We start from the raw sequence: 23143 nt of genomic DNA, 5'->3' as shown, positions 1-23143 counted from the left end.
AATTTCCTAGTGATATTCATTAGTTAAATAACAAAAGGGGCGACTACAATCGCCCCTTTTGTTATTTAAAACATTTGTAATTGTGATAACAAGTCATCATTGGGTTTTATTAAACAGGCGCTAACTAGGAAGGTTGCTATATGTATCAAGACCAAATAGTTGCTTAAGCATATTAGAACACATTATTCTAATAAAAGTAGATTTTAAAAGACATGATTGCTAAGTATTTCGTCTGTGTCATTTAGAAGTCAAATACAAGTTTGTTTTGTTAAAGTTTGTTAAAAATCTATAAAACGCGGTTATATTTAAGGCTTTTTAAAACAAACTAATTATTTACTAACTTAAATTTCATGAAAAAACTTCTACAAAGTTTGTTCTTATTGATGTTTGTCACAATAAATGCGATAGCTCAGGATAGAACAATTTCTGGTACGGTTACATCTAAAGAAGATGGATTGCCTTTACCAGGGGTAAATGTTAAAATCAAGAACAGTGATAAAGGCACTGTCACTTCCCCTACAGGTAAATATACGTTGCAAGTAGGCGGCTCTAATGTTTCATTAGAATTTTCTTATTTGGGATATGTTACCAAAACCATTATACTTGGAAACTCCAATACTGTAAACGTAATTTTGTCCGAAGACAGTAAGACCCTTACAGATGTTGTAGTGGTAGGGTATGGTACGCAATCTAAAAGGAACGTAACTTCTGCGCGTGTAGGTGTTACTGCTGATGAGATTAAAGAACAACCAGTTCCTAGCGTGGCACAAGCTTTACAAGGCAGGATGGCCGGTGTACAAATCTCTTCTGGATCAGGTAGACCAGGAGCTCCAATAGCCATCAATATACGCGGCCGTTCTTCAATTACCGCAGGAAATAATCCTCTTTATGTTGTGGATGGTGTAATCTTGCCAAGTAATAGTGGAACTACACCTTCTTCTGCTGGTGCTGGCGTTTCTGCTTTAGCGAATATCAATCCAGAAGATATTTTAACTGTTGATGTGCTAAAAGATGCGGCTTCAGCTGCTATTTATGGTTCGCGTGGTTCTAATGGCGTTGTGATTATTACAACAAAAGGAGGAAATAAATCTGGAAAATCAACAATTAACGTTTCGGCTTACACCGGTGCACAATCTTTAACAAAAACACGTGATTTATTAAGTGCATCTGAGTACAGGATGATGTATAATGAGGCTAGGGTTAATACCGGACTGTCGGCTTTGTTTACACAACAACAGATCGATAATCCTACAGCAAATGTTAATTGGTTAGATGAGATTTTAAATCATAATTCAAGAACTAATAATATTCAATTATCTATTGCTTCTGGCGCAAGTGAGAAAACACAGTTTTACTCTTCGTTGAACTATTTCGATCAGGATGGAGCATTAAAATTCGGTGGCTTTAAAAGATATGCCTTAAGAACAAACGTTACTCATGACATTACTGACTTTTTAAGAGTAGGAAGTAATTTGGCTATTTCACGTTCTTATAGACAGGAATCGCCTGTAGATAACAGTATCTATTCGCCGTTTCCACGTGCTCTAGTCGCGAGGCCCGATCAGCCTATTTATAACGCCGATGGAACTTTTGCCGCCAATGATTATAACAATCCATTGCATATGTTTCAGTCGGTTAACTACGTTAATCTTTCTAATATTTTTAACTCTACATATGCAGAGGTTAAGATTTTGCCAGAGTTAAAATTCAGATCGGCAGTTGGTATCGACTATACATATCTTGATCAAAGAACATACAATCCCATCACTTCATTGTCAGGTCAGGGATCAAATGGATCAGGATCTTCTGGCTATGTGCAGACTGAAAACTATTTGGCAACGCAAACTTTGTCATATAACAAAAGCTTTTTTGATAACCGTTTAAATGTTGACGGAACCGCAGTATATGAATTTCAATGGAATAATCAGGCCGACAATAGAATTGATGGCACAAACTTTCCATCAGATTTAACACCCTACGTTGGTTCTGCAGCTCAAAAAGCGAATGGAACAGCAGGCTTAACCTATTTCAAAATAGAATCGATGCTTGCGAGGTTGAATTTGGCCTGGGATGGCAAATACCTTTTAGGTGGATCAATCAGAAGAGATGGATCATCGAAAATCCCTAAAAAAGGTAGATATGGTTATTTCCCATCTGTTTCTGGAGGTTGGATTATTAGTGAAGAAGATTTTCTGAAAAATAACCCTGTTGTAAGTTTCTTAAAATTAAGAGCTAGCTATGGTTCAACAGGTAATCAAGAGGGAATTGGTAATTTTACGTCGAGAAGATTAATCGGTTCTGGGTTCAACTACAATGATACACCAGGATTAGCACTGAATGCGATTGGTAGCCCTGATCTGAAGTGGGAAACTACAAACCAATTTGACTTAGGCTTGGAAATAGGTGTATTAAACAATAGAATTGAAATTTCTGCCGATTATTTCAAGAAGAAGACAAAAGATTTATTGTTGAATCGTCCAATCCCAAGTACAACAGGATTCACAACAATCTTAGAAAATATTGGAAGTTTGGAAGGACATGGTTTTGACTTCCAGTTAACCAGTAAAAACTTTGTGGGAGAGTTTAAATGGAATACCTCATTCAATATCTCAACATACAAAAACAAAGTAACGTCGTTATATAATGATCAGCCGATTGATGGTTCTTTTGCAACCAGAACTGCCGTTGGGCAACCTCTGGGAGCTTTCTTCCTAATCAAATCATTGGGGTAGATAGAAATACCGGTGATATGGTTTATGAAGACATCAATGGAACAAATACTATAACTGGTGATGACAGACAGTTCCTGGGTAATGCACTTCCTAAATTTTATGGTGGCATTACCAACAATCTTTCATATAAAGGATTTGATTTAAATATCTTCTTCCAGTATTCTTATGGAAATGACATTTATAATCTAGGTGCTGAAGGAACCGGCGGTTATGCTAGTTTAGGTGGTGTGGTTTCGGCTTCGTCTCCTGCAACAAATATTCTGCGCGATGTTTATGAAAATAGATGGACACCATCTAATATGGATTCTAAATTTCCTAGAGCAGTAGGTGGGCCAAGAGGAACTTACAATACTCAACGTTCTTCAAGATTCCTGGAAGATGGAAGCTATTTAAGATTAAAAAATATCACACTAGGCTATACCTTACCTAAGTCTGTTTTGTCTAAACTTCATTTGTCTAATGTTCGTGTTTATGCAACTGGATATAATGTTTTAACATTCACTAAATACTCAGGCTTTGATCCAGAGGTTTCTTCAGATTTTACTGTTGCAAATACTGGTGTTGATCAGGGAAGTATTCCACAGTTTAAAACATATACTTTTGGTATTAATATTGGTTTATAGAAAATAATAAAATGAAAAATAAAATAATTTTTGCCGCACTGGCAATTGGGTTAACTATTTTTTCTTCTTGTGAAAAACAGTTAGATGTTAATCCAGTTTCTGCTGTTGCACCAGAAGCCGTAGGGCCCGCTGATGCACCAAAACTATTAAATGGTATTTATGATGCACTTCAATCTGGAAATACATCCTTTTATTATCTAAGTTACGCTACCGAGGATTTATCGGCTGATAACTTGGTTTACAGGGCTACGTTTTTTCAACACGGAGAGATTGATAATAATGCAATTCTAACCAATAATGTTTTGGTAGCGAGGTATTTTATCGGGCCATATGCGATTATTCAGAGAGCAAATGATTTATTGGAAATCCTAAATAGCGGAGCAGTACCGGATGCAACAAAAAAGCCACTCTTAACACAAACCTATTTTCTTAGAGCTTATGCTTATTATAGGTTGGTTACTCTATTTGGCCCGGTGCCAATCGTTTTCAATAGAGATGTTGTTAAAGTACCAAGAAAATCACAAGATGAGGTTTATAATCAAATCATAGCTGATTTAAAAGCGAGTATCGATGCTGGCACAGATTTTACAGATGCCAAATTTGCTTCTATACAAGCCTCTAAAGCTTTGTTGGCACGTGTTTATCTGATTCGTAAAAATTATCCTTTGGCAAAACAATATGCTGATGAAGTAATTAATTCTGGAAAATTCCAGGTTACTTCTAATTATGCCTCTATTTTTACTACACCTTACGTTTCTACTGAACATATTTTTAAACTAAATTTCACAGCTACAGAAGCGCAACAATCATTAGATTTTTTCTTACAACATCCTAGCATGCCCGGTGGTGGCCGTGCTGAATTACCAGTAGATCAGAGCTTAGTTAATGCTTATGAGGCCGGAGATACAAGAAAAGCTGCATCTATTCAAGAAGTATTAGCGCCTACTGCAAACCCAGGCTGGTATTGTAAAAAATATCAAGATCCTTCAGGTAACGGTGCATTACCATTCTCAATTCTTAGAATTTCTGAAATGTATCTGATTTCTGGTGAAGCCCAGTTTATGATATCAAATAGTGGTACTGATGCAGTGGCATTGTCAAGGATTAACGATGTTAGGACTAAGAGAGGTTTGGGAGCATTGGCAACAGTTAGTTTGCAATCTTTCATTCGAGAAAGAAGAGTTGAGCTGGCTTTTGAGGGGACAAGATGGACGGATATGAAAAGAGCCCCATCGACTACAAATCCTGCAAAGTCAATGGCAACAGTGTTTTTAGAAGCTAAAGGTAGAACAATAAATGATGAGCTTTATCCAATCCCACAAGATGCTATAACAACAAATGATTTATTATTGCCAAATAACCCAGGTTATAACTAATCACAATATTTTTAAATTATTTAAACAGGCTCAATATTTGGGCCTGTTTTTTTTATCATTTGTATTAAGATTATACGAGCACTTGTAAAGAGCTGTATAATAAATAAAATTGCTTTTTCTTTTTTAAAGAAGCAAGATTAATGAAGCACTTATTATTATTCGAAGTGAATTAGGAAAATCTAATTCTATTTTAATCTAATTGTAACTTTTTATTGAAATAATTAAGAATTAAGATTGATAAAATTAGCATATCCGTATTTTTTATATTGTTATGCTATATTTTACTATGAGTTTTAAAGCATATTTTTTATTAAAGCAAAAATTATTGTAGTGTTTTTTTGATATAGTGTTTGTATTGCTAGATGTTAACTTGTATATTGTGTTATTAACCGAAACTAAACTAATTTTTATGAAAAACTCGTGTAGAATTTGTTCGTAGTGTTTGTTATCGCAACCGGAGCCGTAACTAAGATCGAACAACCAACACGATTAATGGCGTGCAAAATGCCATAAATGACCCAATGACTAGATGCTTTTAATGAGACTGCGGATAAAAAAGGCCAAAATAGCTGCAGGTTTAAATTTAATAATCTTATGGGATTCTGTGTTTCTAATAATCAGTTATTTAGCTAGGTTTTAAGTGGAGGGGAATAAAAAATAATTATTTTTATTGTAAGATTTGTATTACAAAATACTAAACTCTATATTGTACTATTATTAACTAAACTAAATTTTTTATGAAAAAACTTCTACAAAGTTTGTTCATATTGCTATTTATTGCCACCACAGCAATAGCGCAAGATCGAACAATCACTGGTACAGTTACGGCTCAGGAAGATGGATTGCCACTTCCAGGGGTAACTGTTAAAATCAAAGGTGCATCAGGTGGAACCACTACTGGTTCAGATGGTAAATTCTCACTTAAAATAACACGGAGCGTAACATCGCTTGAATTTTCTTCCATTGGATTTATATCAGTAACGAAAATTATTGGTTCTTCAAATACATTAAATATAGCATTAGAGAACGATTCAAAAACATTAACGGATGTTGTCGTGGTGGGTTATGGTACCCAAAAGCGGGGAGAAACTACCGGAAGTACCGCATCGGTAAGCGGAGCAGCTATTGCGCAAAAACCTATTCAAAGCTTGGAGGCGGGTTTGGCGGGTAGAGCGTCGGGTGTGCAGATAACTGTCCCTGCGGGTGTGTTAAATACTCCGCCTGTATTCAGGATAAGGGGTACTAACTCTATTTCATTAAGTTCTCAGCCTCTGTTCGTAATTGATGGTGTGGTAGCAACTACTGGCGACCAAGGTTTAACTGCCTCTGCTGCAAACCCGTTATCGAGTATTAACCCAAATGATATTGAGAGTATCGATATTGCTAAAGATGCAGCTTCAACCGCTATTTATGGTAGCCGTGCAGCCAATGGTGTTGTGTTCGTTACTACTAAAAGGGGTAAAACAGGCTTGCCTAAGGTGAATTATGATTTTTGGGTGGGCTGGTCAGAAGCTTACCGCTTACCAAAATTACTTGATGCTTTTCAATATACAGATTATAAAAACGAAGCTATTGCTAATGCAAATGCTATTCGTCCGGGAAGTGTGAATGTAACTTTCAACGGTGTTTCGCAGATTCAGAAATTCGTTTTAACCAATGGTCCTGATGGCCAGCCTATCAATACCAATTGGTACGATTACGCTTACCGTACAGGTGTTTCTCAAAACCACAACGTAAATGTTTCTGGAGGAACTGAAAATACCAAGTATTATATGGGGTTTGGCTATACAAACCAACAAGGTATTTTTCGGAAAAATGATTTCAAGAGATTAAATGGATTATTCAATATAGATAGTAAGTTGAATAAATTCATCACCATCGGTGGTAAATTATCTTATTCCAATGAGAAAAATTTAGCTGCAATTTCTTCAGGCTCATTAAATGGAGAAGCATATGGCACGGCAGGCTTAGCCAGAACCGCATTAGTAAATTCGCCAAACGTATCACCATATAATAATGATGGTAGTTTTAACTTAGGTGCTACATTTGTTGGCCCGATGAACAATATTGTAACAGGTAATCAAGTTGGTTTTTACAACTTTGCTCAGGTACTTTCTTTAAACAGAGAAAATAATGAGCTAGACCATTTACAATCTAATGCTTATTTACAAGTTAGTCCATTCAAATGGCTAAACCTTAAATCAATGTATGGTATTGATTATATTAATAGTGATAATGATATTTTCTATAATCCAGTTCATGGACCTGGTCAGGGTGTAAGTGGCGAAGCCATCGGTGCCTTCAGAAAAAGGAAAAACTGGACATGGACCAACACGGCGCAAGCAGACTACGAAATATCTAAACACAGCTTCAATTTGCTGCTTGGGCAGGAACAACAAAGAAATACGGTTACGGGTTACGGTATAGACCGTCAAGGTTTAACAGATCCGGCTTATGATGTTGTTCAGGCTGGTTTTACATTAAATAACTCTACAGGGGCAGCTTACGGCGAAAATTACTTATTATCTTATTTCGGTCGTTTGAACTACAATTACGATGGTAAATATTTCTTGAGCGGTAACTTAAGGCAAGATGAGTATTCGGCTTTAGGTATTAAAAAAGGAACTTTCTGGGGAGCATCTGCTGGCTGGGAAATCACTAAAGAAAATTTCTGGGCAAGTGCTGGTTTAGATAAGGTATTTAGTAGTTTTAAAATTAAAGGTAGTTACGGTAAAGTAGGTAATATTTCTGGTATTGGAGATTATGCTACTTTCTCTACTTATGGCTCTGCTCTATATGGTGGTATTCCATCATCTATCTACAGTGCTGCCGGAAACAAGGACCTTACCTGGGAAACTAGTAAAAAAACGGATATTGGTATTAACTTCGGTATCTTAAAAGGCAGGATCGATTTTGAAATTGATTATTATAAAAATAACATCGATGGTTTGATCCTTAACGTATCTCAATCTCCATCAACTGGTGTTCCATCAACTGTTGCAACCAATATTGGTTCTATGTACAACAAAGGCTGGGAATTTAATGTAAACGCTTCGCCACTTAAATCTACAGATTTTTCTTGGACCAGTAACTTTAATATTGCCTATAATAAAAATGAGGTTACTGCTTTAGCACCTGGTTTAACTGAAATTATAACACCAACAGGCTCTACTACAACAGGAGAAAATGTTAACCGGTCTATTCCTGGTTACTCTATTGGTTATCTTTATGTGGTGCGTACAGGTGGAGTAGATCCAGCAACTGGAAGAAGAATATTTTATAACAAAGCAGGTAGAGCAGTTACTTATCAACATATCGTACCAACAGGTCAAGCAAACTGGACTTATCTTGATAATGGTACTGCTGCTCCAGCGATCACCCAAAGTGCTGACGCTGAAATGTATCACAATACTGCACCTAAGTTCTATGGTGGTTTTGATAATACTTTCCGTTACAAAAATTTTGATCTGAATGTAATGTTAACCTATCAATTGGGTTTCTGGGTATCTTATGGGACCAATGCAGGTTTGCACGATCAGAGGTATTGGAACAATGCTGTTGATGTGTTGAACCGTTGGCAAAAACCTGGTGATATCACCGATTTCCCAAGAGCAGTATATACTGATAACGTTTCTTATGGTAATACTATTCCATTGGATATTAATATTTTCAAAGGAGATTTTGTTAAATTAAGAAATCTAAGTCTTGGTTATACTATTCCCCAAACTGCTTTCGGAAAATCAGGCATTAACCGTCTTCGTATTTATGTAGCGGGCCAAAACCTTGCCATTATAACTAAATACCCTGGTCCAGACCCAGAAGTTTCTTCAAATGGAGCATCGTCTTCTGGTCAAGGGTCGGATAGGAACTCTGGTCCAAATGCGAGGACTTATACTATGGGACTTAGCTTAGGTTTTTAAAATATAAAGGAAAAAAATCATGAACAAAAGAAATTTATATATAGCAATACTGTGTTCGGCGGTCGTATTTACAAGTTCTTGCAAAAGAGAATTTCTAGACCCTGCACTAAAAACTTCTGTGGCTGCAGAAAATGCTTTTGATACACAATTCCGGATTGAAAGTCAGGCAAATTCATTATATGGATCATTAAAAAACGGCTCCTTTTACGGAGGTAGATACTTGGTTTATGGAAGCATAAGAGGAGAAGATTTTATAAACGAAACTGGAAACCTGGTAACGGCATCCGATGTTTGGAGTATGAATCTTGCCAACAGTGCAACTTCGGTTAAAAGTTTATGGTCTCAGGCCTATGTAACTATTAACAGATGTAATGTTTTTATTGATGGTATGGCTTCCAAAGGAAATGCGGTTGTTGGCGATGTTCAAGGAGCAAGATACACTGCCGAAGCGAGATTAATTAGAGCTTTATCTTATTATAGCTTATTACAGGTTTTTGCGAGGCCATACGCAGATGGAAACGGAAGTAGGCCTGGCCTACCATTGCGATTGACAGGAATTACAGGTCCTGGTTTTTCAGATTTAGCGAGAAGTACCGTAGATCAAGTATATACCCAGATCATTTCTGATTTAAATTATGCAGAAGCAAACCTGCCAGCTACAAATGCTACAGCTTTGCTTAACACTACAAGAGCACATAAAAATACCGCCATCGCCTTAAAAACAAGGGTTTATTTAAGCATGGGTAAATGGACCGATGTTATTACAGAAGCAAATAAATTGGTGCCAGCGGTACCGCCTTTTAAAGCAAAGGTAAATGTTCCGAATGATTTAGTTTCGGATATTGCTTCTGTTTTCAAAACACCATATACGACTGCTGAATCTGTATTTTCATTACCAATGACTTCTTCAGCCAGTCCTTTGGATTATCCTGGAACACAAAACTCTTTAGCATCGTATTTTTACTTTACAAATGCTACGCCAGGCACAACAGAATTTTCGTTGAACCCTGCTGGTGTTATTGCTAATACAGGTTGGAAATCTACTGATAAAAGAAGAGCTTTGATTTTTACCTCCGCAGCTTCAAAACAGTTTGTCGCTAAATTTACCACTGCAAGTCCTTATACCGATTATGTTCCCGTAATTAGATGGGCCGAGGTGCTCCTGAATTTGGCAGAGGCTAGAGTGCGTAGCACCAATACCGTTGATGCTCAGGCATTATTGTTATTGAATGCCGTACGTCAACGTTCAGATGCAACTACAGTACTTGCTCCTGCCACGGTTAGTGATTTTACAGATGCTTTATTATTAGAAAGAAGAATAGAGTTTTTAGGAGAAGGTTTAAGAGCCCCAGATCTAACACGTTTATTGCTAACTATTCCATTAAAAGGAAGTGCACCAGCGAAATCGCCAACAGAAACTGGTTACATTTGGCCAATATCTTCAGAAGAGTTGTCATTAAATAGATTAATGACAGATAATTAAATAAAAAGGGGATTGTAGACTTACAATCCCCTTTTTATTTCTTTAAGCATTTTCTTATTTCTTATCCACACTATACTTACCGGGCCCAATAAAAATCAATCCGAAAAATACAATGCCCAATTCAATTGCATGGCTGGCACCACCTAATCCATCGCCTTTAGCGAAATGTACTAAAGCCGCTATAATCATCGTAAAGATTAATAAAATTAGTGCCGGACGGAAAAACAAGCCTACAATTAGCAAGAAACCACCAAAGGTTTCGGTAGCGGCGGCCATAAAGCCCCAAAATATCGGTAAAAAGTTTATGCCAATTACTTTCATACTTCCCCCTAAATCAGTCCAGCCGTTTGGCCCGCCTGCAAGTTTCGGGAAACCATGAATAATAAACATTACGCCTAAACCAATGCGTAACAGCAACAGGCCCGTATTGCGGTATTTTCCTAAATTGTCTAAAATTGCCATCTTATAAATATTTAAATTGAACGTTGTTTGTTTCTACTTTTAAGTACACCTCAGCACCTAAAACCATGCTGAGATTATTGTCGATATGCCCCGTTGGGAAATTAAAGCAAACCGGGAAATCATAGTCCTTAACAATATCCCAAATTACCTCATCGGCAGTTTGCCCGAAAGAAATCTTTTCTTCTTCAATTTCATTAAAGGCGCCAATAGCCAAACCTTTTAAGGCTTTTAGTTTGCCCGCTCTTTTTAGCATACGCAACATGCGGTCAATACCGTATTCTTGCTCGCCAACATCTTCCAAAAAGAGAATTTTATCGGTAAAATCCATTTCCGAAACCGAGCCCTGTACCATGGTAAGCAAACTTAAATTACCACCAATCAAAATCCCGCTTGCTTCTCCTGCCCTATTTTTAAAGCTGCTTTGGTAAGAATAGGTCTGTTTTTCTCCAAATAAAGCCTTTTGCAAAGAAAGTAAAGCCTCGGGTGTAGATGTATCAAATGTATAAGGCATTTGTGCGTGTACGCATTGGGTATTACATTGTGCAAACAGGTGCGATAGCAGAACGGTAATATCGCTGAAACCTACAAACCATTTGGGATTCTTGTTAAATGCTGTAAAATCCAGGTCATCAATAATCCTGATGGTACCATAACCACCACGGCCCGAAATAATGGCTTTTATAGATGGATCGTCCAAAAAACGCTGAATGTCTTTAGTTCTTAAAGCATCAGTTCCGGCAAATTGGTGATGGCTTGCATATACACTATCGCCAATAATAACCTCCAAGCCCCAGCTTTCTAATAGCGCTATGGCATGGTTTATAGGTTTGGGTAATTTCTTTGCCGGACATACCAAGGCAATCTTATCTCCTTTTTTTAAATACGGGGGCTGCTTAATCATCTTCAAAACACTTATCTTTGCCAAATTAATAAAAATTGTTTTGGATAATAGTAAAATAAAAAGATATACCGTAACTGCAGCGCTTCCATATACCAATGGACCAGTTCATATTGGGCACCTGGCTGGTGTTTACATTCCTGCAGATATTTATGCCCGTTATTTAAGATCGAATAAGCGCGATGTAAAATTCATCTGTGGATCTGACGAAAACGGCGTTCCGATTACTTTAAAGGCCAAAAAGGAAGGGATAACTCCACAGGAAGTGGTAGATAAGTACCATAAAATTATTGGCGATTCCTTTAAAGAGTTCGGGGTATCTTTCGATATCTATCACCGGACTTCTTCGCTTACCCACCATCAAACTGCTGCTGATTTCTTCGAAACACTTTACGAAAAAGGGGTTTTTACTGAAGAAATTACCGAGCAATATTATGATGCAACCGCTAAGCAATTTTTGGCCGATCGTTACATCACAGGTACCTGCCCTAAATGCGGTAACGAAAATGCTTATGGCGATCAGTGCGAAAACTGTGGGTCTACGCTCAATGCGACCGATCTAATCAATCCAAAATCGACCTTATCAGGCGATAAACCAATTTTAAAAGAAACTAAAAACTGGTTTCTACCACTTGATAAGTATGAAGACCGTTTAAGGGCTTATATCGAAAGTCATAAAGAATGGCGCCCAAATGTGTATGGTCAATGCCAAAGCTGGTTAAATGCAGGTTTACAACCAAGGGCAATGACCAGAGATTTAGATTGGGGTGTACGTGTTCCACTTCGCGATGCCGAGGGTAAAGTACTTTATGTATGGTTCGATGCACCTATTGGATATATTTCTGCAACCAAAGAGCTGTGTAACTATGCGAAGCTTGATGTGTGGAATCCTAAAGCAGAAGAATATTACATCAATAGTTACGAAAGCGATAAATGTGGCTGGGAAGAATACTGGAAAAGCGACGAAACCAAATTAGTTCACTTTATTGGTAAAGATAATATCGTTTTCCATTGCATTATTTTCCCTGCAATGCTAATGGCCCATGGCGAATATACATTGGCTGATAATGTGCCTGCAAACGAATTCTTAAACTTAGAAGGACAGAAAATATCAACTTCTAAGAACTGGGCAGTTTGGCTGAACGAATATTTAAGAGAGTTTGAAGGAAAACAAGATGTATTGCGTTATGTGTTAACTGCTACAGCTCCTGAAACTAAGGATAACGATTTTACCTGGAAAGATTTTCAGGCCAGAAATAATAATGAGCTGGTTGCTATACTTGGCAATTTTGTAAACCGCGTGGTGGTACTTACGCATAAATATTTTGGTGGTTCAGTGCCTACCTGCATGGAAATTACTGATGTAGATCAGGCGGTTATTGATGAGCTGGCTGGTTACCCTGCTAAAATCTCTGCATCTATAGAAAACTACCGTTTTAGAGAGGCTTTATCGGAAGTAATGAACGTAGCCCGGTTGGGTAATAAGTATCTGGCCGAAACTGAGCCTTGGAAACTCATTAAAACCGACGAGGACCGCGTAAGAACAATCTTACATATTGCGCTTCAAATAGCGGCCAATATTCAGATCCTGATCGAACCTTTCTTGCCGTTTACAGCCGAAAAGTTAATGAAGATGCTCCAAAATGGCGGTCATGATTGGGCTGATGCTGGTACGGTTAGCCTGTTAAAACGTGGTCACGATATTGGAGAAGCAGTGCTCTTATTTGATAAAATTGAAGATGCAGAGATCGACTTCCAGATCGAGAAACTGAATCAAAGCAAAGCCAGCAATGCGGCTAATAATGTTGTTGCTGTTCCAGCAAAAGAAAATATCCAGTTTGACGATTTCTCGGCAATAGATATCCGTGTTGCCACAATTATAGCCGCAGAAAAAGTAGAGAAAACCAAAAAACTGTTAAAATTAACGGTAAATACAGGCATTGATGAAAGAACAGTGGTTTCTGGTATTGCCGAATATTATAAACCTGAAGACATTGTTGGCAAACAGGTAAGTATGGTTGTTAACCTGGCGCCAAGGGAGATCAAAGGTATTTTATCACAAGGTATGATTTTAATGGCCGAAAATGCAGAAGGCAAACTCACTTTTGTGGCACCTACAAGTAAGTTTGAGGATGGGAGTGTGGTGAGATAGGGCAGTTCAGCATTCGGAGGTGTATTATTCTACATATTCTGTTGGATCATGTCGCCAATGGTGCGCTTATAAACATAAAATAAATCCGATGGGAGTCCGAGTATTTTCATAAAAACCGGACTCCTATCAGACTCATCTACTCCTTAATAACTGGATTTGATGAATATGGAAGTCATTCAACTTAATGTGAGCGGACGAGCAGTTAGGGACAATAAATATTTTATCCTATCAAAACTGACTCTTTCAATAAACTATTGTTGTTTAAAACTTCAATCGAAGGTTAACCTCAAAATCGCCATTGGTGTAATTGGATAATGATGTAGTTTGCAAAGTATGTGAAAAACCAAGGAGATATTTTTGCTGATAATCCATTCCAATACCAAAACTCGCACTTCCGCTAGTGTGGTAAAAGCCGTTTAATAGTATCTGTTTCTTTGCAAAACTTAGTTGCGCACCTGTATCCCATATATGATCAAAACCTTTAATACCTCTAAAAACAATTTTTGGTTCTAATTCGGCCTCATTTACGGCAATTTTATAACTAAAAGCCGAATAAAAAATGGGTAAATCAGCTACCATACTATTATTCCAGAATAAATTCTTTAGGTTGGGCAATGCTACTTCCAAGCTGATTTTACCAGTTGTTAACGCCAATCCGAAATCACCATCGAAATAGGTTTGACGTTGATTATAAAGGCTGACTAAATTATCATTCGGATTACCGTTAATTTCGTCTACAGCTAAACGTTGGTTTCTTATTCCTGCTGAAAGGCCAAAATGCAACGTGGATGCTTCGTTAATTTGCAAGTGATAAGCATAGCTGGCCAATGCACGTACATATCGTTGCAGACCAGCCTTATCTAACGTTACATTAATGCCAATACCAACCTTTTTGTAACCATATTCTGCCGTTAGGTTCTGTATTACTGGTGCGCCAGGAATATCGCTGAACTGTGAACGATGAGATAGGCTTAATGCCCATCCTTTCTCAATCCCTGCCATGGCCGGGTTGCCTAAATAGCGGTTCGTGTAATATTGTGCCTGCAAGGGGTTGAGCTGTGCCCTGAGTACTGTTGGAGCGCAACAAGCGATAGCAATAATAATTGAAAGCCTGATTTTCATATGAGTTAAATTAGAGGAACTTGACTCCAAGTTCTACATGGTGTTATTGTTGCCTGATGATTGTAATGAACCCTTTTTGTTTTAATTTTTCAGGCCCAAAATCGATGATGTAATAATAAGTACCTTCTGCCAGTGCCTGTCCGTTTACTGTTCCGTCCCATGTATTATTATACCCTTTTTGGGTGAATAAGATTCTTCCGGCCCGATCAAACACCCGTACCAGATTGTCTGGATACGCATCTATGTTTTCCACAGTCCAAAGATCGTTTACGCCATCACCGTTAGGTGTAAGAATGTTATTGGCTTTTACAGCTTGGAAATCATCACGAACGTTTATGGTAAAGCTACTGCTCAGGCTACAGCCACTGGCATTTCTTGCCGTAACAATGTAGGTTGTGGTTTGGCTCGGCCTAATATTAAGCACGGCTGTATTTTGCCCTGAAATAATTCCATTAGCATTAGCCCAACTATAGGTATTGCCTCCTGTTGCCGTTAAACTTAACATTTCGCCTTTACTTACACTATTTCCTTTACTGCTCAAAATCTCAATAGCGGGCAATGCATTGATGGTTAAGCTTCCACTTACATAGTTAAAACTATAGTTATTGGCAACTGCACCAGCGGGCGTTAATGTGTAGGTACCAGCCAAAGAATTACTATTGGCATTAGCAGTTACCGTGGGTTTGGTACTAAGGTTATTTTCATTGTCGCCATATTTAAAGCCTGAATAACTTGCATCAAGAGCCGGAGGGTTAGTACTTTGACACATCGTCTTATTATTGGCTGTTATGGTAAGCACAGCTTTGGTGATGGTTAGGCTAGCTGGATGATAAGTAATGGCATAATTTATACCAGCGTCCAGGTTTCCTTGTCTAATGCTATAACTGCCTGCGTTTTCGCCAACTGTTCTTGCTAATGAGCCTGCAAGTACATCAGCGCCTACCAAACCGCTGGCGGTATAGGTTAATACCGGATCAACATCGCCATAAACCTTACTTTTTGCAGCCGCAGTAATGATTAATGTTTTTGCGATAATTGTTAAGTCGGCAGAAACATAGTTGATGCTATAATTGCTTCCCGCCGTTAAACTCCCTTGATTAATGTTAAAGGTACCAACATTCTCGCCAATAGCCCTTAGCAATGCGCCCTTAAGCACATCTGCGCCTACCAAACCAGTACTGGTATAGGTTAGTACAGGATCAGTATCGCCATATACTTTGTTTTTTGCCTGAGCTGTTACCGTCAAGGTTTTTGAAGTAATGGTAAAATTAGCTGGTGCATAAGCGATGGTGTAATTGGTGCCCGCCGAAAGGCTTCCTTGGATAATTGCATAAGTCCCCACATTTTCGCCAGTTGCCCTGATTAAGGCACCTGTAACCACATCAGTACCAACCAAACCCGACCTGGTGTAGGTAAGCGAGGGATCGCCATCGCCATAAACCTTGTTTTTGGCTTGGGCAGTAATGGTTAGCACTTTATTGGTAATCGTTAAGTTGGCTGGTAGGTAAGTAATGCTGTAATTAGCACCTGCATCTAAAGTTCCTTGGGCGATTGCATAAGTCCCCACATTTTCGCCGGTTGCCCTGATTAAGGCACCTGTAACCACATCAGTACCAACCAAACCCGAACTGGTGTAGGTAAGCGAGGGATCGCCATCGCCATAAACCTTGTTTTTGGCTTGGGCAATAATGGTTAGCACTTTATTGGTAATCGTTAAGTCGGCTGGTAGGTAAGTAATGCTGTAATTAGCACCTGCATCTAAAGTTCCTTGGGCGATTGCATAAGTCCCCACATTTTCGCCAGTTGCTCTGGTTAAGGCACCTGTAACCACATCAGTACCAACTAAACCCGAACTGGTGTAGGTAAGCGAGGGATCGCCATTGCCATAAACCTTGCTTTTGGCTTGGGCAGTGATAGTTAGCACTTTATTGGTAATCGTTAAGTTGGCGGGTACGTAAGTAATGCTGTAATTAGGACCTGCATCTAAAGTTCCTTGGGCGATTGCATAAGTCCCCACATTTTCGTCAGTTGCTCTGGTTAAGGCACCTGTAACCACATCAGTACGAACCAAACCTGAACTGGTGTAGGTCAGTGAGGGGTCGACATCGCCATAAACCTTGCTTTTGGCCTCTGCCGTTATAGTTAATCCTGCTTTGGTTATGGTTAAGCTTCCATCCTGATAAGTAATGGCATAGTTGCCTGAGGTATAGCCTGTTGGGCTGATAAAATAACTTCCCACATCTTTGGCCCCAATTGCAGTGCCTGTATAACTTAAGGTACCTTGCAGAACCTGTTCATTTTCTCCATTAACAAATCCATTATAGCTTACTCCATTTCCTCCGGTGTAAGCTACCGCATTATAGGTTTTATTGAAATTATTGGCGGTAATAGTTAGTGTTTTTTGCTGCACATTGATGATGAAATTTACCGGAGTGGCCGCGCTATGGTTCACATCTCCGGGCTGACTAGCCGTTATCGTCGCCGTTCCCGCAGCCAAAATATGTACCTGTCCGCTTGCATTAACCGAAGCCACCGCAGGATTGCTGCTAGCATAATTCACCGGCAATCCCGATGAAGCAATAGCCGAAGCATCAACAACAGTATTTCCGTATGTTAACTGGAGCACAGCACCTGTTATCTGGTTATTAAACGTAATTACGTTGGCCCCAGATGGCACAATGCTTAGCGTTCCGTTTTTGTAGTCGAAATCGTAATTGGCGGCAAGCAATCCGCTGGGCGTGATTACATAATTCCCTGTATTTACAGCACCCTGTGCGTTACCTCCATAAACTAATGTTCCACTTAATACAGCCTGGGTTTCGCCATTTACAAAACCATTATAGCTTACACCATTTCCACCGGCATAGGCAAGTGCATCATAGGTTTTACTAAAATCGTTTGCGGTAACGGTCAACCTTTTCTTGGTAACCTGCAACTGGAAACTTATTGGAGTAGCCGGGCCATAATTCGCATCGCCGGCCTGGCTTACTGTTAGGGTGGTTGTACCTGTTCCCAATAAGTTTACCTGACCCGAAGCATTTATGGTAGCTACCGATGGATTGCTGCTTTGGTAAGTTGCTGTTAACCCGGAACTGGCATTGGCCGATGCATTGAGATCGGCATCGCCATAGGTTTTGGTTAATAGGCTGCCCGCAGTTTGGGCATTAAAAGTTAAGGTATTTACATGATTAAGCGAAATAACCAATTGTCCGTTTAAATAACTGATGGCATAATTAGTTGCACTCAATCCCTGGGAACAATGGTATAATTGCCCGTATTTATCGCGCCCTGAGCGGTGCCACCAAAACTCAATGTTCCGGAAAGCACGCTTGGATCTTCGCCTAAGGCAAATGTACCATAGCTTACCCCATTGCCACCGCTATAACCCAAACCATTATATACCTTGCTAAAATTGTTTGCGGTAATGGTTAATGGCTTTGGTGTAATTGAAGCCGCAGAACTTGAGAGGTCGCTAATATTTGCTACTTTATAATTTCCCGCCTGTGCGCCAGTCAATAAAACATTGGCTATGGGCAGGGTAATCGTCTTTCCTGTTCCGGCATCTTTGCTATTGTATTGAGCCATGCCAGAATTTAAACTTAATTGTACATCGTCATTGTTAATGATATCGCCAATGCTCAATTCAAGGTCTGTAACCTGAACCATTCCAGCAGTATTGGCATCATATGTTTTGGTTAACGCAGCAGTAGATTTTAGGCTAACCGTTACAGGCCTTTGGCCAATAGTGAGGCTAAACACTACATTTGGAGCCGGACTATAGGCACCATTACCTGGCTGGCTTGCCGTAATGTTTACCGTGCCGGCCTTTTTAATGTTCAGCTTCCACTTGTTGCCATCTGTTGCATCCTGAAAGGCTTCGGCAATGCTATTATCAGCAGAAACATAGGCAACCGTTAAACCCGAACTTGCGGTTGCACCAGGTTCGAAAGCCAAATCGCCATAGGTTTTGCTTAAATTATGGGCAGTAATGGTTTGCAATTGCACCAGCGCTTCGTAAGCACCCAAATCAATATTGGTACCTGTTAAACGTGGATTGCCATCAAGGTCTTTGGTGTTGGCATTCAGACCCGAAAAGAGGTTTTGGTCGCCGGCATTTATAAGAGCGGCCCCTGTTTTTGGCCTATAATCGCCAGCGGCTGTTAAAGCTGGCACAGACGGCGATACAAATAAATCTGTTGCTGTTCCGTTAAAAGCGATCAATCCGGCACCGCTGGCTCCCTGTACCAAACTATTTTTATAAATGGGCACATCTGTACCTGTATTGTTTACTATGCCTGCACTATTGCCAAACACAATGGTATTTTGTACTTGTGGCGAAGCGCTATTGGTATTGAAGATTACGCCTCCTGTATTAGATAGGTTGCCACCAATAGTAACATTAGTTAATACAGGTGATGAATTGTTATTATAAATGCCCGCACCATTGTTGGCGGCATTGCCACTAATGAGCACATTAATAAGCATTGGTATTGCTCCAAAACTATTATACATGGCCCCTCCATTAGCATCTGTACTGTTTCCACTCAGCACCACATTAATTAGCCTAACCGTACCTGTACTAATATTCGCTATTCCACCACCCCCGCTACTGGTTCCGAGTGAAAAATTATTACTAATGGTTACATTACTAAATTGAGCTGTTGATGCCATGTTAGCAATTGCTCCGCCGAACCGGCTACCTGTAACTAGATTGCCCATAAAACTGCAATCGGAAATAACCGGACCTGAACCAGTATTATACATGGCCCCTCCACCTTCATCGCCCCAGCCCTGACCAGCAATATTGCTACATTTATTATTTACAAAGCTACTTTTGGCAATTACCGGACTGGCGGCTGCGCCATTAGCTGGTGCACTTGTAAAAATGGCTCCGCCCATACCGGTTGAAACATTGTTGTTTTCAAAAATACAATTGGTAATCGTAGGGCTGGATGAAGTGATGTTTATTCCCCCACCCTGGTTTTTAGATATAGCCAAAGCGTTAACCGTGATACTGCCTCCACTTCCATTCCCCCCTTTAATGGTGAAGCCATCCAATTCGGCAAGGCCTACATCACCTGCTGAGATGAGCACATGGTAGGCATTTTCACTGTTGTTGGCAAAATTGAGGGTAGCTCCCACACCGCTTATAACATCGTCATTGTTAAAATCGCCACTGAGCGTACTTTTATTAACGGTCAATGTCAGATCTCTTTGGGCAAGCGTTGTTTCAGTCCCGGCAAAACCTCCGTAGAGCTTCACATCCTTAACCAGCAAAAAGGCATTATCTCGCCCTGCAGAAGCGCCAAAGTTATTATCGGCAGGACTATATAATGGCTTGTAAGTACCTCCAGCTACCCAAATTTGTTTAATGGCAATATTATTTTTGGTAGCCAAAAGGGCATCAGACAGCTCGGGAGCAGCATTGGCCCAACTATTACCTTCATAGGTTCCCGCGCCGCCCTGTTTTACATAAACTATTCCGCTTCCATCTGGTATCGGGGCAGAGTTGCCTTGGCTCTCGTACGCTCCCAAATCGATCTGAGTTCCGTTTAGACGGGCATTGCCATCCAAGTCTGTGGTATTTGCATCTAAGCCTGTAAAAAGAGCTTTATCCCCGGCATTGATGCCAGGGCTTCCTGCTTTAAGGCGATAATCTCCACCCGTACTAAGCCCCGCAGACAATGGTGTCATAAATAGATTATTTATTAAAACTCCAGTCGCATTTATATTACCATTCGCGGTACTGCTTAACCCTTGCACCAAGCTGTTTTTGATTACCGGTGTACTATTATTATTGTTAATACCACTATTATTACCAAATATGATACTGTTATAAATAACAGGAGATTGGCGCTCGTTGTGCAAACCGCCACCGGTAATGGACGTATTCGCTACTATGCTCAAATTGGTTAATGTAGTTGTGGCACTCGAAAGATACATCCCACCTCCCAATGATCCTGCTGTATTGCCATAGACCAGCAAATTGGTAAAGTTCGAACTCCCACTTATCGAATAATCGCATATACCACCGCCATTTCCATTGGTATTGTTGCCGCCCACGATCATATTGCTCAGGTTCAGCGATGACCCAAACGAATCACTAAAAATACCTCCCCCGTTCACAGTGGCAGTATTGTTCGTAATACTTGTACGACTGGCGTTGACGGTTGCCTTATTGTAATTATAGATACCTGCCCCTTCGAACGAAGCTTTGTTGTAAGCAATGATTAAATTGCTTAAAGCTAAAGTGGCATTAATGTTATATAGTGCTCCTCCATTGTTCCTTGTAATCAGTTCACCGTTGACGGTTGTAAAACTGTTTGTATTTGCACTGCCCCCCGTAATGGTAAACCCATTCAGTTCGGCAGCGCCCATTGCGGCAGCCGAAACTACCACGTGGTAGCTATTATTGCCATTGATGGTGGTAGAAAGGTTATCAGTTAAAGCATCGTTATTGTCAATATCTCCGCTAAGTATACTTTTATTGCTTGTTAAAGTCAAATTACGATTAGCAAGCATCGTTTCTGTTCCGGCGAAGCCACCGTAGAGTTTTACATCTTTTACCAGCAAAAAGGCATTATCCCGCCCTGCAGGATTGCCGAAATCATTATCGGCAGGATTATATAATGGTTTGTAAGTACCTCCTGCCACCCAAATTTGCTTTACCGCACCCGCCGCAACCATATTTAGGTTTCTGGCTGCAATTAATGCATCGGCCAATTCAGGCATGGCATTAGCCCAGCTATCTCCAGCACCATTGCTTCCTTTCTTTACGTAAAGGACACCATTTGCGTCTGGCACGGGCGTCGGATTTTTTACTGTTAAAGAATACGCTCTCGTACCTATATAAGGCCCACTACCCCTAGAGGCATCGGTGCTCGTTACAGTGAAATTAAAAGTCCCGATGGTTGTTGCCTGGCCACTCAAAACACCTGTAGAGCTAAATGCTAAACCCACCGGCAAAGCGCCGGCTGTAATGGCAAATGTATACGGTGCTGTTCCCCCACTGGCAGTAATTGTGTGGTTATAAGCAGTAGCTGTGCTTGCATTTGGCAAAGTTGAAGGGCTTACTACAATAGTTGGTGTAGTTACCGTTAAAGTATAGGCTTGTATTCCAATATGTGGCGCACCTGTTCCGGTTGATGAACCTGTAGCGGTAATTGTAAAACTAAAAATGCCCCCACTGGTTGGCGTTCCACTTAAAACCCCGCCAGTGCTTAATGTTAATCCTGTAGGCAAAGTTCCACTAGTTACTGCGTAACTATACGGTGCAATACCGCCAGTTGCGGTAAATGGCTGACTATAGGCCGTACCAACGACAGCACCAGGTATGGAGCTTGGAGCAATTATAGTTATGGGAGGGGCAACAACCAAAGTATAGGGCCTAGTGCCCGGGTAAGATCCTGAAACATCAGTAGCGTCAGTGGCTTTTATAGTAAAAATAAAACTTCCGGAAGCTTTGGGGGTACCCGTCAAAACCCCCGAAGTCGTATTTAAGCTTAACCCTGCAGGTAATGCCCCTGCACTAACCGCAAATGAATAAGGGGCGTACCTCCACTACCGGTAAATGTTTGACTGTAAGAATTCCCAACCGTAGTTGACGAAATGGTGGCCGGATTAACAACTACGGTAGGAAGTGTATTGATCAGGTTGCTATCCTTTACCCAGGTAAAGCCATCTAAACCAACATATCTAAATCCTCCGTTTGCAGTAATCTGCAGCTCATCAATTATTAGGTTCGAGTAGTTTTGCCCGTTAAGATTGGTCAAATCAATCAGCGTATAGCCATTGGTACTGCCCAGGCTTGTTGCAAATCCGGTAGTTTTGGTTTGGGAAAATTTTGCTACACCATTTAGTTTTCCGGTTACGGTAATGCTTCCGGTTACATTCAGATTAAGATTCAGTGCCGCAAGAAACATCCAGAATCTGTTTACTTTAAATAAATTAGAGGTTGTTTTGATGCTGAAAGAGGGAGGGGACTGAGTATCGTTAGAATTATCAATGTATCTGTTATCAATTGTAGTTCCATTCCATCCTGTTCCCGGATAAATTCCTTGAATGTCAAAAACACTTACATGGGAAATGATATTAAAAACAACACCATTATCTGTAAAACTTGTACTCCCATGAGATTCGGTTTCAAAAGCTTCGGTACTGGTTTGCCCCCATAAAGTTGTTGCATAGAATAGGGTGATAAGCAGCGGTAAAATTCTTTTCATTTTATAAAAATTTAGATGACGGTTAAGCCTGCCCAATGATCAATAAACTGGAGAAGGGACCTACTTTTCATCGTATGTTAAACTTGTTGCATACGTTGATCAAAAAGCCACCAAACCAGTAGCATAACCAATAAAGCCACCAAAATAATGAGG

The 23143-nt window shown here is 39.9% G+C and carries 12 protein-coding genes and 1 pseudogene; 6 read left to right on the top strand and 7 right to left on the bottom strand.

Annotation, left to right across the window (positions count from 1 at the left end; translation table 11 throughout):
* The first annotated feature begins 350 nt into the window (after window positions 1-350).
* The 5 genes from H9N25_RS19735 (at window position 351) to H9N25_RS19715 (ending at window position 10134) form a co-directional block, all read left to right on the top strand.
* Entirely contained in the window at window positions 351-2732 is a 2382-nt protein-coding gene (locus tag H9N25_RS19735; protein ID WP_190326981.1) for a SusC/RagA family TonB-linked outer membrane protein, read from the top strand.
* 17 nt (window positions 2733-2749) lie between these two features.
* Window positions 2750-3355, top strand: coding sequence for a hypothetical protein (locus tag H9N25_RS19730; protein ID WP_190326980.1), 606 nt, complete (start codon window positions 2750-2752; stop codon window positions 3353-3355).
* An 11-nt stretch (window positions 3356-3366) separates the two neighbouring features.
* On the top strand, window positions 3367-4731 hold the full coding sequence (locus H9N25_RS19725) for a RagB/SusD family nutrient uptake outer membrane protein (RefSeq protein ID WP_190326979.1): 1365 nt from the start codon (window positions 3367-3369) through the stop codon (window positions 4729-4731).
* A gap of 737 nt (window positions 4732-5468) precedes the next feature.
* Window positions 5469-8651, top strand: a complete 3183-nt coding sequence (locus H9N25_RS19720; protein ID WP_190326978.1) for a SusC/RagA family TonB-linked outer membrane protein — start codon at window positions 5469-5471, stop codon at window positions 8649-8651.
* 19 nt (window positions 8652-8670) lie between these two features.
* Window positions 8671-10134, top strand: coding sequence for a RagB/SusD family nutrient uptake outer membrane protein (locus H9N25_RS19715; RefSeq protein ID WP_190326977.1), 1464 nt, complete (start codon window positions 8671-8673; stop codon window positions 10132-10134).
* Between the two features lie 54 nt (window positions 10135-10188).
* On the opposite strand, the gene H9N25_RS19710 is transcribed toward H9N25_RS19715, so the two are convergent.
* Entirely contained in the window at window positions 10189-10596 is a 408-nt protein-coding gene (locus tag H9N25_RS19710; protein ID WP_167295827.1) for a DoxX family protein, read from the bottom strand.
* Window position 10597: 1 nt separating this feature from the next.
* Window positions 10598-11497, bottom strand: a complete 900-nt coding sequence (locus H9N25_RS19705) for a S66 peptidase family protein (RefSeq protein ID WP_190329193.1) — start codon at window positions 11495-11497, stop codon at window positions 10598-10600.
* A 40-nt stretch (window positions 11498-11537) separates the two neighbouring features.
* Here H9N25_RS19705 and metG point away from each other — a divergent pair, with 40 nt between their 5' ends.
* Entirely contained in the window at window positions 11538-13646 is a 2109-nt protein-coding gene (gene metG / locus H9N25_RS19700; RefSeq protein ID WP_167295825.1) for a methionine--tRNA ligase, read from the top strand.
* A gap of 261 nt (window positions 13647-13907) precedes the next feature.
* Here metG and H9N25_RS19695 read toward each other — a convergent pair whose 3' ends face one another.
* The 5 genes and pseudogenes from H9N25_RS19695 to H9N25_RS24700 form a co-directional block, all read right to left on the bottom strand.
* Window positions 13908-14768 carry a PorP/SprF family type IX secretion system membrane protein gene (locus H9N25_RS19695; RefSeq protein WP_190326976.1) on the bottom strand — a complete coding sequence of 287 codons (861 nt, stop codon included), beginning with the start codon at window positions 14766-14768 and terminating at the stop codon, window positions 13908-13910.
* Window positions 14769-14811: 43 nt separating this feature from the next.
* Window positions 14812-18015 carry an MBG domain-containing protein gene (locus tag H9N25_RS19690; RefSeq protein ID WP_190326975.1) on the bottom strand — a complete coding sequence of 1068 codons (3204 nt, stop codon included), beginning with the start codon at window positions 18013-18015 and terminating at the stop codon, window positions 14812-14814.
* Complete coding sequence (locus tag H9N25_RS25520) at window positions 18012-21146, bottom strand: beta strand repeat-containing protein (protein WP_407947459.1); 3135 nt, start codon at window positions 21144-21146, stop codon at window positions 18012-18014. Before H9N25_RS25520 ends, H9N25_RS19690 begins: the two co-directional genes overlap by 4 nt.
* A 456-nt stretch (window positions 21147-21602) precedes the next feature.
* A pseudogene (locus H9N25_RS25515) lies at window positions 21603-22259 on the bottom strand (putative Ig domain-containing protein); the annotation flags it as partial.
* An 11-nt stretch (window positions 22260-22270) separates the two neighbouring features.
* The gene (locus tag H9N25_RS24700) at window positions 22271-22990 is read right to left on the bottom strand and encodes a hypothetical protein (RefSeq protein ID WP_223833448.1); all 720 of its coding nucleotides are present in this window, start codon (window positions 22988-22990) and stop codon (window positions 22271-22273) included.
* Window positions 22991-23143: the final 153 nt, after the last annotated feature.

This window comes from Pedobacter riviphilus (genome assembly GCF_014692875.1).
GTDB lineage: Bacteria > Bacteroidota > Bacteroidia > Sphingobacteriales > Sphingobacteriaceae > Pedobacter > Pedobacter riviphilus.
Note: the sequence above shows the minus strand (reverse complement) of the source record. Positions and strands in the feature narration are given on the sequence as shown.

Excerpts from the sequence above, each read along its gene's own strand:
- H9N25_RS19735 (WP_190326981.1), top strand. The coding sequence starts at position 351 with ATGAAAAAACTTCTACAAAGTTTGTTCTTATTGATGTTTGTCACAATA.
- H9N25_RS19730 (WP_190326980.1), top strand. The coding sequence starts at position 2,750 with ATGGTTTATGAAGACATCAATGGAACAAATACTATAACTGGTGATGAC.
- H9N25_RS19725 (WP_190326979.1), top strand. The coding sequence starts at position 3,367 with ATGAAAAATAAAATAATTTTTGCCGCACTGGCAATTGGGTTAACTATT.
- H9N25_RS19720 (WP_190326978.1), top strand. The coding sequence starts at position 5,469 with ATGAAAAAACTTCTACAAAGTTTGTTCATATTGCTATTTATTGCCACC.
- H9N25_RS19715 (WP_190326977.1), top strand. The coding sequence starts at position 8,671 with ATGAACAAAAGAAATTTATATATAGCAATACTGTGTTCGGCGGTCGTA.
- H9N25_RS19710 (WP_167295827.1), bottom strand. The coding sequence starts at position 10,596 with ATGGCAATTTTAGACAATTTAGGAAAATACCGCAATACGGGCCTGTTG.
- H9N25_RS19705 (WP_190329193.1), bottom strand. The coding sequence starts at position 11,497 with ATGATTAAGCAGCCCCCGTATTTAAAAAAAGGAGATAAGATTGCCTTG.
- H9N25_RS19695 (WP_190326976.1), bottom strand. The coding sequence starts at position 14,768 with ATGAAAATCAGGCTTTCAATTATTATTGCTATCGCTTGTTGCGCTCCA.
- H9N25_RS25520 (WP_407947459.1), bottom strand. The coding sequence starts at position 21,146 with ATGGGCGCTGCCGAACTGAATGGGTTTACCATTACGGGGGGCAGTGCA.
- H9N25_RS24700 (WP_223833448.1), bottom strand. The coding sequence starts at position 22,990 with ATGAAAAGAATTTTACCGCTGCTTATCACCCTATTCTATGCAACAACT.